Consider the following 16107-nt stretch of genomic DNA (forward strand, 5'->3'; position numbering starts at 1 on the left):
TACCAGGTTGCGGGGGCTGCTGCGCAGCAGCCCCGCAACCTGGCCGTAACCCATCAACCCGCCCTGCCGCCTCAAGCGGCGGGCACCTGTCCCTGATTATCGTGTCTCACGATAAGGGTGCACTTCACTCTTCGCGGATAAAGTGGCCCCAGATTGCGCGGAGCCTGTCATCGGGCGCGCGTTCGCGCGACCCGCTGGCTCTCCGGGCTACGGGACCTTCCTCCGCCGTTCCCGCTTGCGCCACTCCGCAACGAACGCCACGAACGCGGCGAGCGCGGGCGGCGTTTGGCGGCGGCTCGGATAATAGAGAAACGGGCCCGGGAACGGCGCGCACCAATCGTCGAGCACGCTGACCAGCGCGCCGGATTTGACGCCGTAGCGCACATATCCCTCGAACGTGGCCCAATATCCGACGCCGTCATGGACGGCGCGCAGCGCAAGCCCGAGATAGGTTGCGATCAGCTTGGCCGGCGGCGACACCTTGACGACGCGTCCTGCTTTTTCGAACTCCCAATCGTACATCGCGCCGCTGCCGAAGCGGGTGCGGATACAGGGATGGTCGAGCAGATCCTTTGGCTGCGTCGGCCGGCCATGCTGCGCGACATAGTCGCGCGAGGCCACGACTGCGTAGCGTTGCGGCGGCCCAAGCGATACCGCGATCATGTCCTGCGCGAGATGCTCGCCATAACGCACGCCGGCATCGAACCCTTCCGCGACGATGTCGACGAACGCGCTCTCGGCGATGATTTCCAGATCGACTTGCGGATGTTTTGCCAGGAACGGCGCCACCATCGGCGCCAGCACCAGGTCGATGGCCGGCGGCGGCGCATTGATGCGCAGGCGACCTGACGGCACGCCGCGTAAGCCGCGCACCTGATCGAGCGCCGCGCCGACCTCGCGCATCGCAGGGCCCACGCGCGCGAGCAACAATTCGCCGGCCTCGGTCAGCGCCACGCTGCGCGTGGTGCGGTTCATCAGGCGCACGCCGAGCCGCTCCTCCATGTCGCGCAGCCGCTGGCTGAGGCTGGAGACCGAGACGCGCTGCTCCAGCGCCGCGCGCCGAAAATTCTGCGTGCGGGCCACAGCGAGGAAGGCTCTGAGGTCGCGAAGGTCGAAATCCTGCATTGTTCGCTATAGTGAACAAGCTATTCTCAATTGTCCAGCTTATCGAAATAATCAACGTGGCGCATATCCGCCTCGTCACGCGCGGCATCCATCCGCCGCCCATTTCGAGGAGAAGCTGCCATGGAAAAACGCAAACTCGGCTCAACTGGCCCCGAGGTCTCGGCCATCGGCCTCGGCTGCATGGGCATGTCGGATTTCTACGGCCCCGCCGACCGCAACGAGAGCATCGCGACGATCCATGCGGCGCTCGATGCCGGAATCACGCTGCTCGACACCGGCGACTTCTATGGCATAGGCCACAATGAGATGCTGATCGCCGAAGCGCTTGCCGGCCGCAGCCGCGACAATCTGCAGATCTCGGTCAAGTTCGGCGCGCTGCGCGATCCCAACCGGGGTTTTCTCGGCTACGATAGCCGGCCAGTCGCGGTGAAGAACTTTGCCGCCTATTCGCTGCAGCGGCTCCGCACCGACCATATCGACATCTACCGGCCGGCGCGGCTCGATCCCAGCGTGCCGATCGAAGAGACCGTCGGCGCGATCGCTGACCTGATCAAGGCCGGGCACGTCAGGCATATCGGCCTTTCGGAAGTCGGCTCGGAGACCATCCGCCGCGCGCACGCCGTGCATCCGATCGCCGATCTGCAGATCGAATATTCGCTTGTAGCGCGCGGCATCGAGGACGACATCCTGAAGACCTGCCGCGAGCTTGGCATCAGCATCACGGCTTACGGCGTCCTGGCGCGCGGCTTGATCAGCGGCCACTGGTCGAAAGAGCATTCCGGCCCGCAGGATTTCCGCCTGCTGAGCCCGCGTTTCCAGGCCGGCAATATCGACACCAACCTGGCGTTGGTGGATTCACTTCGCGCCATCGCCAAGGAGGTCGGCGCATCTCCGGCGCAGGTCGCGATTGCCTGGGTCGCCGCGCAGGGCAAGGATATCGTGCCGCTGGTCGGTGCCCGCCGCCGCGACCGTCTCACCGAGGCGCTCGGCGCGCTCGAGGTGAAACTGACGGATGCGCATCTCGCCGCGCTGGCAAACGCCTTTCCGCCCGGCGTCGCCGCCGGCGGCCGCTATCCGGAGGAGCACTTGAAGCACATGGACAGCGAGAAGCGCGCTTCGTGACACTCAAAGATGCCCGCTCAGATCGGTGATGACAGGGTTGTCACCGTTGAGCGGATTGGCCGGATCGCGCGCGTAACGCAGGGTCTCGAAGCGCATCGCGCGCGCATCCACCATCAAGAGGCGCCCGACCAGGCCCTCGCCGAAGCCGACGATCTCGCGGATCGCCTCCAGCGCCATCATAGAGCCCAGCATGCCGGCGAGCGCGCCCATCACGCCGGCTTCCGCGCAGGCCGGCACCGTGCCGGGCGGCGGAGGTTCGGGAAACAGGCAGCGATAGGTCGGATTGAACTCGCCGGCGGCATTCTTCTCATGCGCGCGGATCGTGGTCAGCGAGCCGTCGAATACGCCGAGCGCGGCCGTGATCAGCGGCTTGCCGGCGAGGAAGCAGGCATCGGAGACGAGATAGCGCGTCTCGAAATTGTCGGAGCCGTCGAGCACGAGGTCATAGCCGCCGATCAGCGACATCACGTTATCAGCGTCGAGCCGCACCGTATGCGCCTCGAAATTGACATGCGGGTTGAGCGCATGGATCTGCTCGGCGGCGCTGTCGACCTTGCGTTTGCCGATATCCGGCGTCGCATGGATGATCTGGCGCTGCAGATTGGAGAGCGACACGATATCGTCATCGACGACCCCGAGCGTGCCGACGCCGGCCGCCGCCAGATACATCAGCGCCGGCGCGCCAAGGCCGCCGGCGCCGATCACCAGCACCGAAGCCTCCTTCAGCGCCGCCTGCCCGGGCCCGCCGACTTCGCGCAACACGATGTGGCGGGCGTAGCGTTCGAGTTCGTCAGCAGTCAGCATTGTTGCTTACATCCTTATCGCCACCGCCAAACCCTCATGGTGAGGAGCCGCGAAGCGGCGTCTCCTGACGATGCTATCGCATCGCCGGGCGAACCATGAGGCCCGGACCTCGCCCGTGGCCCATCCTTCGAGACGGCCGCTTCGCGTCCTCCTCAGGATGAGGTCGGAGTCGTGAACCCAGGTGTGGTTGTTGCCGACCAAGCAGATGTGCATAATCGACCCACCGCGCAATAACCTCCCGGATTTGTCATGAGATCGGTGCTTTCGGCAACATTGATGGTCGTGACAATGGGGAGCGCACAGGCGCAGATGACCCCGCCGTCCACCGCCGGCGCCAAACCGAAGACAGTCGCGACCGTGCCGGTCCGCCCCGCGCTGCAGAAGCCCGAGGAGACGGCCAACGGGATGGCGCAGGCCGAGCGGCTCGCGCTGCAATCCGATCTCGCCTGGGTCGGCCAGTACAATGGCGCGATCACGGGCGATGTCAGCGAGCGCATGGTCAACGCGATCAAGGAATTCCAGAAATCGCGCGGCGGCAAGCCGACCGGCGTGCTCAACCCGCAGGAGCGTGGCGTGCTGGCCGAGACCGCGCGGCGCAAACAGGAGAGCGTCGGCTGGCGGATTGTCACCGAGCCCGGCACCGGAGCGCGGCTCGGCATTCCCTCAAAACTGGTTCCGCAACTCGCAAGCGGTGTCGACGGCGCCAAATGGACGTCACCGACGGGGACGATCCAGGTCGTGCTGGCGCGCCGCAAGGAGGCGAGCCCGACCACTGCAAAACTTGCCGAACGCGAGAAGAAGGAGCCGGGGCGGACCGTCGACTATACCGTCGTCAAGCCGGATTTCTTCGTGCTGTCGGGCCTGCAGGGGCTGAAGAAATTCTACATCCGCGGCACGTTCAAGGGCGACGAAGTTCGCATCCTCACCATCCTCTACGACCAGGCGACTGAAAATACCGTCGAGCCGGTGGTGATCGCGATGTCGAGCGCGTTCAACCCGTTCCCATCAGGTCCCCAGGTTGCAGGCCCCCCGCCGCGCAAGACGGTGGAATATGGCACTGGCGTTGTCGTCAGCGACGACGGCGCGATCGTGACCGACCGCTTGGCCACCGACGAATGCATCGCGATCACGATTGCCGGTCACGGCAATGCCGACCGGATCGCCGAAGACAAGGAACACGATCTCGCGCTGCTGCACATCTATGGCGCGCGCGGATTGAAGCCGCTGAATATCGGCGCCACTGGCGCAAAGCCGGCGCTCGACCTCACCGGCATCGCCGATCCGCAGAATCAGGGCGGCGGCAACGCCGTGAGCAGCGCCAAGGCGACAGCCATGGCTGTTGGCAGCGATGTCACGCTGACGCCGGCGCCCGCGATCGGCTTCTCCGGTGCCGCGGCGCTCGATACCGACGGCAAGTTCGCCGGTCTCGCTTTGCTGAAGCCGGTGGTCGTCGCCGGTCCGGCGAATGCGGCACCCGCGTCGCAGGCGATGCTGGCGCCGGCCGAGACGGTGCGCGGCTTCCTGAAAGCCCATGGTGTGACCGCGAATGGCACATCGACCGACGCAAAGGCCGCCGTGGTGCGCGTGATCTGCGTGCGGAAATAGCGCTCGCTCCTCCCCTCGCCCCGCTTGCGGGGAGAGGCCGGATGCGTCGGCAGATGCAATCCGGGTGAGGGGCTGACTCCGCGAACTCATCTCTTACCGAATTTGCGGAGACAGCCCCTCACCCCAACCCTCTCAGGGCGAGTTCTGCTCGTCCCGCCCCCGCAAGAGCGGCGAGAGGGAGCCGACGTCACGCCAATCTGAACCTTACCCCCGCACGCGCCAGCCCACCGGCGATCCCGATCGGCGTGCCGTCGGCGCGCCAGCAGGCGGCGCCCAGCATGCGGCCATCCTCATCAAACTCGATCGCGTTCATGCCGCCGGCGACGGAGGATACCGGCGCGACCGTGTGACCTAGGCTCGCGAGTTTCTCGCGCACGCTCTCGGGAACGGCGAGTTCGACTTCGAGCGCATTGCCCTCGGTCCATACCCGCGGCGCCTCGACCGCTTCCTGCAGGCTCATGCCGTGATCGATCAGGTTGATCAGCGCCTGCATTGCGCTGGGGAAGATGCGTTTTCCTCCGGGCAGGCCGAGCGCATATTTCAGTTTGCCATCGCGCAGCGCCATCATCGGCGACATCGAGGTGGTGACGCGCTTGCCGGCCGCCAGCGACAGCGCGTGGCCGGGACGCGGATCGAACAGATGCATGTAATTGTTCGCGATGGCACCAAGGCCGGGGATCAGGATCTTGGCGCCGAACAGATTGTTGATGGTTTGCGTGGTCGCAACCACATTGCCGAACGCATCCGCCGCCGTCAGATGCGTGGTATGCGCGCCTTCGAGCTGCGCAACGCCCGCGCCCCAGGCTTGCGCCCGATTGGGATCGATCGCACGCCGGCGCTCCTCGGCATAGGCTTTCGACGTCAGCCGCTCCACGGGCACGTTGACATAGGCGGGATCGCCGCTTGCCGCTGCGCGATCGGCGAAGGCGATCTTCAGCACTTCGGCGAGATAATGAATCGTCTCGGCGCTGCCGAAACCAAGGCTCGCGATGTCGTAGCCTTCGAGGATGTTCAGCATCTCCGCGATGTGTACGCCTGATGCGGCCGGCGGCGGCGGTCCCAGGATGGCCCAGCCGCGATAATCGGCGCGGATCGGTTGGCGCTCGACGGTCTTGTAGGCCGCGAGATCGGCGCGGCGAATGTATCCGCCATTCTTCTCCATGTAGTGGACGAGGATATCGCCGAGCGAGCCCTGATACAGCGCGGCCTCGCCGTGCTCGGCGATATGGCGCAACGTCTCCGCATATTCGGCCTGCACCACGCGTTCGCCGATCTTCAGCGGTTCGCCGTTCGGAACGTAGATCGCGGAAATCGGCTTGTCCTTGCGCATATCGGCAGCGCTCTCGCGGATGCATTCGTGCAAGTAAGGCGTCACCGCATAGCCGCGGGCGGCATGCTTGATCGCGGGCTGCATGACATCGGCAAGGCTCATGGTGCCGAATCGCCGCAGCGTCTCGCACCAGGCCATCAGCGAACCCGGCACCGCCACCGCCTTCGCACCCACGCAATTCTCATCGCCGACGGTGTCGAACACGTCATGCGCCGAACCCGGCTTCGAACTGTAGGTGTCGGGACGGACCGCGAGCGGCACGGTGCTCTGGCCGTCGATGAAGCGATGCGTGCCGTCAGCGAGACGGATATGCGCCATGCCGCCGCCGATGATGCCGACCATCATCGGCTCGACCACGGTTAGCGTGAACAATGTCGCGATCGCCGCATCGATGGCATTGCCGCCAGCGGCCAGCATCTCGGCGCCCGCGCTTGAGGCCAGCGGATGATTGCTGACCACCATACCGCGGCTGGAGATGGCTGGTTGCTTCTCGCACTCGAAATGTGTCGCCGCGCGATCTCGCCAATTCTCGCTCATGACGTCGCTCCCATTATTGTCGGTTATTTTTGGCATTTCGGGCACCAGAACGTCGAACGACCATTCTGGGTGAAGCGTTTCACGGTGCCGTCGCAGCCCAGAGTCGGGCACTTCTCGCCTTCGCGGTCGTAGACCTGGAACGAATGCTGGAAATAGCCGAGTTCGCCATTGGTCTGGCGATGGTCGCGCAACGATGAGCCGCCGGCCTTGATCGCCTGGTTCAACACATCGTGGATCGCAGTGACCAGTCGTTCTGCGTGCTCCGTCGGCTCCGCCGTCTTCTTCCTGGCAAGCGTTGCCGCCAGCCGGCGCGGCGACAGGCGTGCGCGAAACAGCGCTTCGCAGACGTAGATATTGCCGAGCCCTGCGACCACGCGCTGGTCGAGCAGCGCCGCCTTCAGGCTGGTTTTCTTGTTGGCGCAGGAGTGCGCCAGCATCGCGGCATCGAATTCGTTGCCGAGCGGTTCGGGGCCGAGGCCCTTCAACAGCGGCTCGTCCTCGATCGCGTTGCGCGCGATCACTTTCATGTAGCCGAAGCGGCGCGGGTCGTTGAAGATGATCGCAGCCCCCGACGACATGTGGAAGATCACATGATCGTGCGCGCGGTCCCGATTGCGCTCGTAATGGAAATGTCCCGGCGCGGCCTTGTCATCGTCCTTGAGCACGCGGAACGAGCCGGACATGCCCAGATGCATCAAGAGCACGTCGCCCGAGGTCAGGTCCGCCATCAGATATTTCGCGCGACGGCCGAGACCCGCGACAGTTTGCCCTTCCAGCCGCGCGACAAAGTCTTTTTGAAAGGGAAACCGCAGGTCCTTGCGGCGGGCTTCCGCTTTCAGGATTTTCGCACCCTCCATGGACGGCTGCAGGCCGCGGCGGACGGTCTCGACTTCGGGGAGCTCGGGCATGGAAAGGTCATTCACGCGGGGCGGGATCGGCAAAAGTGTAAGCGGTTTTGCGCCCCTTCGCCCGCCAAATTAACAATTTGCCAACAATCCGCCAGATCACAGCCGGTTTGGCGGATTGTGCGCGGAGGTGCTGACGTGATAGCGCCATTGCGGCGGGCGCGCTATGGTCGCGCTCCTTAAGGTAATGCGTTGATGGATCGGCGGGACCAAACCACCCATTTCGGCTACAGGGACGTTCCCCTGGGCGAGAAACAGACGCTGGTGAACGAGGTGTTCCACAGCGTGGCGTCGCGTTATGACTTGATGAACGATCTGATGTCGATCGGCCTGCACCGGGTCTGGAAGGACATCATGATCACCCAGCTCAATCCGCCGAAGAGCGAAGCGCCGTTCGCGCTGCTCGACGTCGCGGGCGGCACCGGCGATATCTCTTTCCGGGCGGCGAAGGCGGGCGGTCCCGGTTTCCGCGCCACTGTCTGCGACATCAATGCCGACATGCTCGAGGTCGGCCGCAACCGTGCTCGCGCCCAGCATCTCGATGAACGGGTCTCGTTCGTCGCCGGCAATGCCGAGGCGCTCAGCTTTCCGGACCGTTCGTTCGACGCCTACACGATCGCGTTCGGCATCCGCAACGTGCCGCGGATCGATGTCGCGCTGCGCGAGGCCTATCGCGTGCTGCGACCCGGCAGCCGCTTCCTCTGTCTTGAATTTTCCACTGTCGACGTGCCCGGCCTCGACCGGCTCTACGACATGTTCTCGTTCAGGGTGATCCCGCCGCTCGGCCGCGCCGTGACCGGCGACGCCGAGTCCTATCAGTATCTCGTCGAATCGATCCGCAAGTTTCCACGGCCCAGCGCCTTTGCCGAGATGATCACTGCCGCCGGCTTTGCGCGGGTGAAATGGGAAATCCTCTCGGGCGGCATCGTGGCGCTGCATTCGGGCTGGCGTTTGTGATCTCTGCAACAACACACATCGCGCGCCTCGCCCGCGCCGCCTACGTCTTCGCGCGCGAGGGCGTGTTCGGAGTCGTCGATCCGGCCCTGGTGCCGCCGCCGGCACAACTCCTGGTGAAGCTCGCCCGCTTGGTCGAACGGCGCGGCGCCAAATCCGGCCCACGATTGTCGCGCGCGCTGACGCGGCTCGGGCCGGCCTATCTCAAGCTCGGCCAGTTCCTGGCCACACGGCCCGACGTGGTCGGCGTAGTGTTGGCCAAGGATCTGGAGAGCCTGCAGGACCGGCTGCCGCCGTTCCCGCAGGCCGAAGCCGAAGCTGTGATCGTGCAGTCGCTGGAACGCCCGCTGGCGCAGAGTTTCGTACGGCTCGGCCCCGCAGTCGCCGCCGCCTCGATCGCGCAGGTGCATCGCGGCGAGATCGAGCGCAACGGCGTGCGCCAGCAGGTGGCCGTGAAGGTGCTGCGGCCGAACGTCGCCTCCCGCTTCCGCCGCGATCTCTCCGATTTCTTCTTTGTCGCGCACAAGGCGGAAGCCCATTCGGCCGAAGCGCGGCGCTTGCGGCTGGTCGAGGTCATCAACACGATGTCGCGCTCGGTCGCGATGGAGATGGACCTCCGCCTGGAGGCTGCCGCCCTCTCCGAGATGGCGGAAAACATCAAGGACGATCCGGATTTCCGCGTGCCGGCGGTGGACTGGGACCGCACCACCCACAACGTGCTGACGATGGAATGGGTCGACGGCATCCCGCTGAACGACCGTATCAGGCTGGAGCAAGCCGAGGTCGATCTGCCCGATCTCGGCCGCAAGGTGATCCAGAGCTTCCTGCGTCACGCGCTGCGCGACGGCTTCTTCCATGCCGACATGCATCCCGGCAATCTCTTCCTCGACGATAACGGCCGGCTGGTGGCGGTCGATTTCGGCATCATGGGCCGGCTCGGGCAGAAGGAGCGGCGCTTCCTCGCCGAGATCCTGCTCGGCTTCATCACCCGCGACTATCGCCGCGTCGCCGAGGTGCATTTCGAGGCCGGCTATGTGCCGGGGCATCACTCGGTGGAGAATTTCGCGCAGGCCATCCGCGCCATCGGCGAGCCGATCCACAATCGCACCGCCGAGGAGATCTCGATGGCGCGGCTGTTGACGCTGCTGCTCGAGGTCACCGGCCTGTTCGACATGCAGACGCGTCCCGAATTGATCCTGCTGCAGAAGACCATGGTGGTGGTCGAAGGCGTGGCGCGCGGCTTCGACCCCAAGCTCGACATCTGGAAGATCGCCGATCCCGTGGTGCGCGAATGGATCGAGCGCAATCTCGGACCGGTCGGGCGCATCCAGGGCGCGATGTCAGGGGCCGGCGAACTCGCCCGCGTGCTGGCGCATCTGCCCGACATCGCCTCGCGCGCAGTGGCGGTGCTGGGTAGTCTGGAGAAGATGACGCGCGAGGGCGTCACGCTGTCCCCGCAGACGATCGCAGCGATGGGACAGACCGAGGGCCGCAAGAACCGCTGGCGGACCGTCGCGCTCTGGATCATCGCGGCCACTTTCATCGGAATCCTGATTGCGGTCCGGAATCTCTGATTGCAATGACAGCGCGTCTGATGCTAGCATTGCTGTCAAATCGATGGTGCGGCCATGGCCAATCTGACTATTCGCAAGCTCGATGACGCCGTTCGAGACGAACTGCGCCTGCGCGCCGCCCGTAACGGGCGCTCGGTCGAGGATGAGGTACGGGTCATCTTGGGCGAGGTGGTTGCGGGGCAGCCCTCCGAGGTCCCGCTCGCAGCTTCCGCGCGCCCGCAGGCCGCTGTAGCATCGGCCAATGGCCTCGCTCGCGTCACCCTGATCATCGGCGGCGGCATCGCCGCCTACAAGGCGCTGGACTTGATTCGGCGGCTCAAGGAGCGCCAGATTCACGTCCGCTGCGTGCTGACCAAGGCGGCGCAGCAATTCGTCACCCCGCTTGCCGCCAGCGCCCTGTCGCATGAGCGCGTCTATACTGACCTGTTCGATCCCGAGAGCGAATTCGATGCCGGCCACATCCGCCTGGCACGCGAGTGCGACCTGATCGTAGTGGCGCCGGCGACCGCGGACCTGATCGCTAAAATGGCGCATGGCCATGCCGACGATCTCGCCTCCGCGATCCTGCTCGCCGCCAACCGCCCGATCCTGCTGGCGCCGGCAATGAATCCGCTGATGTGGAACAACGCCGCCACCCGCCGCAACGTGCTGCAGCTCCGCCGCGACGGCATCCTGACCGTCGGCCCCAACGCCGGCGAGATGGCGGAGGCGGGCGAAGCCGGCGTCGGGCGGATGGCCGAGCCGACGGAAATCGCCGCCGCTGCCGAACATGTCCTGCGCCCGCCGCATCGGCGCCCGCTTCAGGGCAAGCGCGTGCTGATCACCGCAGGGCCAACGCATGAGGCGATCGATCCGGTGCGCTATATCGCCAACCGCTCCTCTGGCAAGCAGGGCTTTGCCATCGCCGCCGCCGCGCGAGATGCCGGCGCCGAAGTCGTCCTGGTCTCGGGGCCGGTCGATCTCGCCGATCCCCCCGGCGTGTCGGTAATCTCTGTGGAATCCGCGCGCGACATGCTGCACCGGGTGGAAGCGGCGCTGCCGGTGGATGTCGCGATCTTCGCGGCCGCGGTCGCCGACTGGCGGGTCGCCAATGAAGGCGAGCAGAAATTGAAGAAGACCACAGCCGGCGTGCCGTCGCTGCAACTGATCGAGAACCCCGACATCCTCGCCACCATCGCCAAGCTGCAAGACAAGCGCCCGCCGCTGGTGATCGGTTTCGCGGCCGAGACCGAGCATCTGATCGACAATGCGAAGGCAAAGATCGCCCGCAAGGGCTGCGACTGGATCGTGGCCAATGATGTTTCGCCGGCCACCGGCGTGATGGGCGGGGACCGCAACACCGTCCATCTGCTGACGCGCGAGGGCGAGGATATCAGCGTCGATTCCTGGCCGGTCATGACCAAGGAACAGGTCGCCACAGAACTGGTGGCGCGGATCGCGAAGGCTGTGGAGGCGAAATCGTGAGTGCGACAATCAAGGTCGATGTCAGGCAATTGCCGCATGGCGAAGGCCTTCCGCTGCCGACCTACCAGACCGCCGATGCCGCCGGGCTCGATCTGCTCGCCGCAGTGCCCGAAGAAATGCCGCTGGTGCTCGCATCAGGCAAATATGCGATGGTTCCGACCGGGCTGACGATCGCGCTGCCGCCGGGCTATGAGGCGCAGGTGCGGCCACGCTCGGGACTTGCCGCCAAGCACGGCGTGACCGTGTTGAATTCGCCTGGTACCATCGACGCCGACTATCGCGGCGAGATCAACGTGCTCCTGATCAATCACGGCGAGGCGCCATTTTCGATCCGACGCGGCGAGCGCATCGCGCAGATGGTGATCGCACCGGTCGTGCAGGCGGAACTGGTTCCCGTGACCGTGCTGTCCAGTACCGAACGAGGCAGCGGCGGCTTCGGCTCGACCGGGCGATAAGCCATTCGAATGCGGATAAAATTTGCGCTGGCGCATGAATTGAGCCCCGCATTTTTCACAGCGTGTCTTGCGTTCACGATCTGGACTCTTACTCGCTGAGTCAGCTTGAGGATATGCTTCCTCGATTCGTGAGCACGGCGGGGGTCTGACGCCGGGCTGAAGTCGTGCGTTCTGGGGCAATTTATGTCAGGCGTGGTCGCCGCAATGCGTCGAAGCCTGCTGTCGTGCACCTCACTGGCGCGCGACGGCCTGATGGGGCTCGCCGCTACATTGGCGCTGCCCACGGGATCGGCGCGCGCCGGTGACTGGCTGTTCGAGCCGGCGATCTCGGCGTGGTTCGACCTCGATCACCAGGAATTCGTTCTTTTCACCGCCGCGGTTGCGTTGCTCGGCTTTTCCGTGGTCGCCGCGATCCTCTTGATGCGCACGCGCGCTCGCGCCAGCCGGAGCGAGGGGCGCCTGCGCGCCGAGATCGCCGATCTGCAGGCCCAATCCGATCGTCTGCGCGCGCTGCTGTTTGCCGAACCGCAGGTCCTGATTTCCTGGGCGGCCGGCAACAATCGCCCCGAGATCAGCGGCGACATCGCATTGCTGACCTCGCAGGAGGCGACCCAGACCTCGCCCCAGCGCGTGCTGGCATTCGGAACCTGGCTGCCGCCGGAACCGGCGCTGCAGATGGACCACGCCGTCGACGCGCTGCGCGAGGCCGGCCAGGGCTTTCTGCTCAACCTCACGACCGCGAACGGCCGCGCGATCGAGGCCATGGGTCGCGCCATCGGCGGCCAGGCGATCGTGCGGATGCGCGAGCTCGGCGGCTTGCGCCGCGAATTGGCCGAGGCCAATCTGCGCTACAAGATGCTGCAGGAGGAAACCGAGCTGCTGCGCGATTTCGCCGCCGCCGCACCCTGGCCGATCTGGGCCAAGAATGCGCAGGACGATCTGCGCTATGCCAATACGGCCTATCTGCGGGCGACGGAGGGCGCGAGCATCGCGGATGCAATCACCCGCAATCTCGAGCTCCTGGAGAACGATCAGCGGGTCGAGATGGCCAAGGCGCTGCACGAATATGCAACCTATGCCGCGCGACTGCCGATCGTGGTCGGCGGCGAGCGGCGGATCTACGACGTGCAGGCGATGAAGCTTGCCGGCGGCAGCGCCGGCATCGCCATCGACGCCAGCGAGGTTGCCGCCCTTCGCGCCGCGCTCACCCGGATGGCGGAAGCGCATCGCCGCACCCTCGACCAGCTCTCTTCCGGCGTCGCCGTGTTCGACGCCGACCGGCGGCTCGCCTTCTACAACGAATCCTATCGCCGCCTCTGGGATCTCGATCAGGCATTCCTCGATAGCAACCCGGACGATTCCAGCGTCCTCGATCGGCTGCGCGCCGCGCGCAAGCTGCCGGAGCAGCCGGACTTCCGCGCCTGGAAGGCCAAGCTGCACGAAGCCTATCGCGCGGTCGAATCGGAGAGCTACACGTGGTTCCTGCCGGACGGCCGCGCGGTCAGTGTCGTCACCACGCCGAATCTCGAAGGTGGCGTCACCTATCTCTTCGACAACGTCACCGAAAGCCTCGATCTGGCGCGTCGCTTCGACGGCCTGATCCGGGTCCAGCACGAGACCCTCGACAATCTGAACGAAGCAGTCGCGGTGTTCGGCAGCAATGGCCGGGTGCAGTTGTTCAACCCGGCATTTGAGAAGATGTGGCGGCTGCCGGCGGATGCGCTGCGCGAGCAGCCGCATATCGAGACCGTAGAAGCGCTGTGCAGGCCGCTGTTCGACGATCCGATCGTCTGGCGCGCGCTGCGCGAGGCGATCACTGCGATCGAGAACCGGGCCCAGGTTGCGCTGAAGCTCGAGCGCAAGGACGGCAGCGTGCTGCATTGCATGACCATGCCGCTGCCCGACGGCGCGACCATGCTGACGTTCCAGGACATCACCGACACCGAGAATGTCGAACGCGCGCTGCGCGAGCGCAACGAGGCGCTGGAAGCGGCCGACCAGATGAAGGTCGATTTCGTCCACCACGTATCCTACGAATTGCGCGCGCCGCTCACCACCATCATCGGCTTTGCGCATTTCCTGTCTGATCCCTCGACCGGACCGCTCAACGCGAAGCAGGCCGAATATCTCGACTACGTCACCAAATCGACCAACGCGTTGCTCGCGCTCACCAACAACATCCTCGATCTCGCTACCATCGATGCCGGCGCGATGACGCTCGAGCTCGGCTCCGTCGATATCGGCAAGACGATCGAGGCCGCGGCCGAAGGCATCCAGGACCGGCTCGCGACCGACCGCATCACGCTCAAGGTCGACATCGAGCCCAATATCGGCGAATTCATCGGCGACGAACGGCGCGTGGTGCAGGTGCTCTATAACCTGCTCGCCAACGCCGTCGGCTTCTCCCCGCATGACGGGACGGTCACGATCTCTGCGCGACGTGCCGACCACAGCGTCGTATTCGCGGTGACCGACACCGGCCCGGGCATCGCGCCTGAGGTCAAGGACAAGGTATTCAACTGGTTCGAGAGCCATTCCCATGGCTCGCGGCACCGTGGCGCCGGCCTCGGCCTGTCGCTGGTGCGCTCCTTCGTCGAGTTGCATGGCGGCAAGGTCCGCGTCGATTCGACTGTCGGCAACGGCACGACCGTGACCTGCATCTTCCCGGTCGACCAGAACGCGCATCGCAACGCCGCCGAATGATTGTCACCAGCACATTCTCGGTCGCACTCGCCAATGAGGCGGCGACCGCGCATCTGATGGCGGATCTCGCGCTCTTGATCGGCCCCGGCGAAGTCATCGCGCTCTCCGGCGATCTCGGCGCCGGCAAGACCGCCGCGGCCCGCGCGCTGATCCGCTATCTCGCCACCGATGATACGCTGGAAGTGCCGAGCCCGACCTTCACGCTGGCGCAAACCTACGAGTTGCCGGCGTTCCCGCTTGTTCATGCCGATCTCTACCGCATCAATGACGCGAGCGAACTCGAGGAGATCGGGCTGTCGCCTTTGCCTGACGGCGCGGTAGCGCTGATCGAATGGCCGGAGCGCGCACCGGATGCCTTGCCGCCGGATCGTATCGACATCGCGCTGAGCCACCGGCCGGCGCTGGGATCGAACGCGCGGGCGGCCGAGATCACCGGCCACGGCAAGGCCGCCGCCGTCGTCACGCGGCTGAAGGCGCTGCGCCAATTCCTCGACAATGCCGGCTACATCGACGCGCGGCGCGAGCGCATGCCGGGCGATGCCTCGACCCGCTCCTACGCCCGGCTGTTCGACGACAATGGCAGCGTCATCCTGATGAATTCGCCGCGCCGCCCCGACGGGCCGCCGATCTATGACGGCAAGTCCTACAGCGCCGCCGTCCATCTCGCCGAAGACGTCAAGCCGTTCGTCGCCATCGACAACGGACTACGCGAGCGCGGCTTCTCCGCACCCGCGATCCGCCACTCCGACATCGATCTGGGATTCCTGATCACCGAGGATTTCGGCAAGGACGGCGTCGTCGAAGGCAACCCGCCGGCGCCGATCACCGAGCGCTATGAAGCCGCGACCGACATGCTGGCAGCCTTGCATCGCGAGAAGCTGCCAGAGGAGCTGCCACTGTCGCCGCAGCTCACCTACGACATCCCCGTCTTCGACATCGATGCATGGCTGGTCGAGCTGGGCTTGATGATCGAGTGGTACCTGCCGCAGCGCGGCGTCACCCTCGCATCGGGTTTACGCAATGAATTTCTCGCGATGTGGCGAACGCTCCTGGAAAAGCCGGCCGCGGCGCCACGGACCTGGGTGCTCCGCGACTTCCACTCGCCCAACCTGATCTGGCTCGGCGAGCGCACCGGCATCCTGCGGGTCGGCCTGATCGACTTCCAGGACGCGGTGCTGGGACCTGCCACCTATGACCTGGTGTCGCTGCTCCAGGACGCGCGGATCGATGTGCCCGAGCAGCTCGAGCTCACACTGCTCTCCCGCTACATCAAGGCGCGGCGGGCCACCGAGGAGCATTTCGACGCGGCCAGCTTCGCCGAGCTCTACGCGATCATGTCGGCCCAGCGTAACACGCGTCTGCTCGGGACCTTTGCGCGGCTCAACGGGCGGGATGGCAAGCCGCATTATCTCAAGCACCAGCCGCGGATCTGGACTTACCTCACTCGTTCACTGGCTCACCCGGCACTGGCCGGCCTCCGCGAATGGTACGCGGCCCACGTTCCGCCGCCGGTTTCCTGATTTACCCCC

The 16107-nt window shown here is 65.5% G+C and carries 12 protein-coding genes; 8 read left to right on the plus strand and 4 right to left on the minus strand.

Going from position 1 to position 16107, the window contains the following annotated elements:
• Positions 1–207 precede the first annotated feature (207 nt).
• Positions 208–1125, minus strand: a complete 918-nt coding sequence (locus ACZIRK_RS11390) for a LysR family transcriptional regulator (RefSeq protein ID WP_130226683.1) — start codon at positions 1123–1125, stop codon at positions 208–210.
• A 120-nt stretch (positions 1126–1245) separates the two neighbouring features.
• Here ACZIRK_RS11390 and ACZIRK_RS11395 point away from each other — a divergent pair, with 120 nt between their 5' ends.
• Positions 1246–2247, plus strand: coding sequence for an aldo/keto reductase (locus tag ACZIRK_RS11395; RefSeq protein ID WP_463327369.1), 1002 nt, complete (start codon positions 1246–1248; stop codon positions 2245–2247).
• A gap of 3 nt (positions 2248–2250) precedes the next feature.
• Here ACZIRK_RS11395 and ACZIRK_RS11400 read toward each other — a convergent pair whose 3' ends face one another.
• The gene (locus tag ACZIRK_RS11400) at positions 2251–3051 is read right to left on the minus strand and encodes a HesA/MoeB/ThiF family protein (protein ID WP_463327370.1); all 801 of its coding nucleotides are present in this window, start codon (positions 3049–3051) and stop codon (positions 2251–2253) included.
• A 249-nt stretch (positions 3052–3300) separates the two neighbouring features.
• Here ACZIRK_RS11400 and ACZIRK_RS11405 point away from each other — a divergent pair, with 249 nt between their 5' ends.
• The gene (locus ACZIRK_RS11405) at positions 3301–4656 is read left to right on the plus strand and encodes a serine protease (protein WP_463327371.1); all 1356 of its coding nucleotides are present in this window, start codon (positions 3301–3303) and stop codon (positions 4654–4656) included.
• Positions 4657–4843: 187 nt separating this feature from the next.
• On the opposite strand, the gene ggt is transcribed toward ACZIRK_RS11405, so the two are convergent.
• Together ggt and mutM are read right to left on the minus strand one after the other, a co-directional pair.
• Positions 4844–6523, minus strand: coding sequence for a gamma-glutamyltransferase (gene ggt, locus ACZIRK_RS11410; protein ID WP_463327372.1), 1680 nt, complete (start codon positions 6521–6523; stop codon positions 4844–4846).
• A gap of 23 nt (positions 6524–6546) precedes the next feature.
• Positions 6547–7431: a bifunctional DNA-formamidopyrimidine glycosylase/DNA-(apurinic or apyrimidinic site) lyase gene (gene mutM / locus ACZIRK_RS11415; protein ID WP_463327373.1), complete on the minus strand. Its 885-nt coding sequence runs from the start codon at positions 7429–7431 to the stop codon at positions 6547–6549.
• Between the two features lie 192 nt (positions 7432–7623).
• Here mutM and ubiE point away from each other — a divergent pair, with 192 nt between their 5' ends.
• The 6 genes from ubiE to tsaE all read left to right on the plus strand — a co-directional run bounded on the left by ubiE (position 7624) and on the right by tsaE (position 16098).
• Entirely contained in the window at positions 7624–8385 is a 762-nt protein-coding gene (gene ubiE, locus ACZIRK_RS11420; protein WP_130226689.1) for a bifunctional demethylmenaquinone methyltransferase/2-methoxy-6-polyprenyl-1,4-benzoquinol methylase UbiE, read from the plus strand.
• The gene (ubiB, locus tag ACZIRK_RS11425; RefSeq protein WP_130226690.1) at positions 8382–9956 is read left to right on the plus strand and encodes a 2-polyprenylphenol 6-hydroxylase; all 1575 of its coding nucleotides are present in this window, start codon (positions 8382–8384) and stop codon (positions 9954–9956) included. Before ubiE ends, ubiB begins: the two co-directional genes overlap by 4 nt.
• Before the next feature lie 54 nt (positions 9957–10010).
• Positions 10011–11420 (plus strand): bifunctional phosphopantothenoylcysteine decarboxylase/phosphopantothenate--cysteine ligase CoaBC, encoded by a 1410-nt coding sequence (gene coaBC / locus ACZIRK_RS11430; protein WP_130226691.1) that lies wholly within the window; start codon positions 10011–10013, stop codon positions 11418–11420.
• Positions 11417–11875, plus strand: coding sequence for a dUTP diphosphatase (gene dut / locus ACZIRK_RS11435; RefSeq protein ID WP_130226692.1), 459 nt, complete (start codon positions 11417–11419; stop codon positions 11873–11875). Before coaBC ends, dut begins: the two co-directional genes overlap by 4 nt.
• A 183-nt stretch (positions 11876–12058) precedes the next feature.
• A complete protein-coding gene (locus ACZIRK_RS11440; RefSeq protein WP_130226693.1) occupies positions 12059–14578 on the plus strand; it encodes a PAS domain-containing sensor histidine kinase in 2520 nt (839 codons plus the stop codon).
• Positions 14575–16098 carry a tRNA (adenosine(37)-N6)-threonylcarbamoyltransferase complex ATPase subunit type 1 TsaE gene (gene tsaE, locus ACZIRK_RS11445; protein WP_130226694.1) on the plus strand — a complete coding sequence of 508 codons (1524 nt, stop codon included), beginning with the start codon at positions 14575–14577 and terminating at the stop codon, positions 16096–16098. Before ACZIRK_RS11440 ends, tsaE begins: the two co-directional genes overlap by 4 nt.
• Positions 16099–16107: the final 9 nt, after the last annotated feature.

Source organism: Bradyrhizobium sp. Leo114 (assembly GCF_055229415.2).

Bases quoted from the DNA above. Each gene is read 5' to 3' on its own strand.
- ACZIRK_RS11390 (WP_130226683.1), bottom strand. From the start codon at position 1,125: ATGCAGGATTTCGACCTTCGCGACCTCAGAGCCTTCCTCGCTGTGGCC.
- ACZIRK_RS11395 (WP_463327369.1), top strand. From the start codon at position 1,246: ATGGAAAAACGCAAACTCGGCTCAACTGGCCCCGAGGTCTCGGCCATC.
- ACZIRK_RS11400 (WP_463327370.1), bottom strand. From the start codon at position 3,051: ATGCTGACTGCTGACGAACTCGAACGCTACGCCCGCCACATCGTGTTG.
- ACZIRK_RS11405 (WP_463327371.1), top strand. From the start codon at position 3,301: ATGAGATCGGTGCTTTCGGCAACATTGATGGTCGTGACAATGGGGAGC.
- ggt (WP_463327372.1), bottom strand. From the start codon at position 6,523: ATGAGCGAGAATTGGCGAGATCGCGCGGCGACACATTTCGAGTGCGAG.
- mutM (WP_463327373.1), bottom strand. From the start codon at position 7,431: ATGCCCGAGCTCCCCGAAGTCGAGACCGTCCGCCGCGGCCTGCAGCCG.
- ubiE (WP_130226689.1), top strand. From the start codon at position 7,624: ATGGATCGGCGGGACCAAACCACCCATTTCGGCTACAGGGACGTTCCC.
- coaBC (WP_130226691.1), top strand. From the start codon at position 10,011: ATGGCCAATCTGACTATTCGCAAGCTCGATGACGCCGTTCGAGACGAA.
- ACZIRK_RS11440 (WP_130226693.1), top strand. From the start codon at position 12,059: ATGTCAGGCGTGGTCGCCGCAATGCGTCGAAGCCTGCTGTCGTGCACC.
- tsaE (WP_130226694.1), top strand. From the start codon at position 14,575: ATGATTGTCACCAGCACATTCTCGGTCGCACTCGCCAATGAGGCGGCG.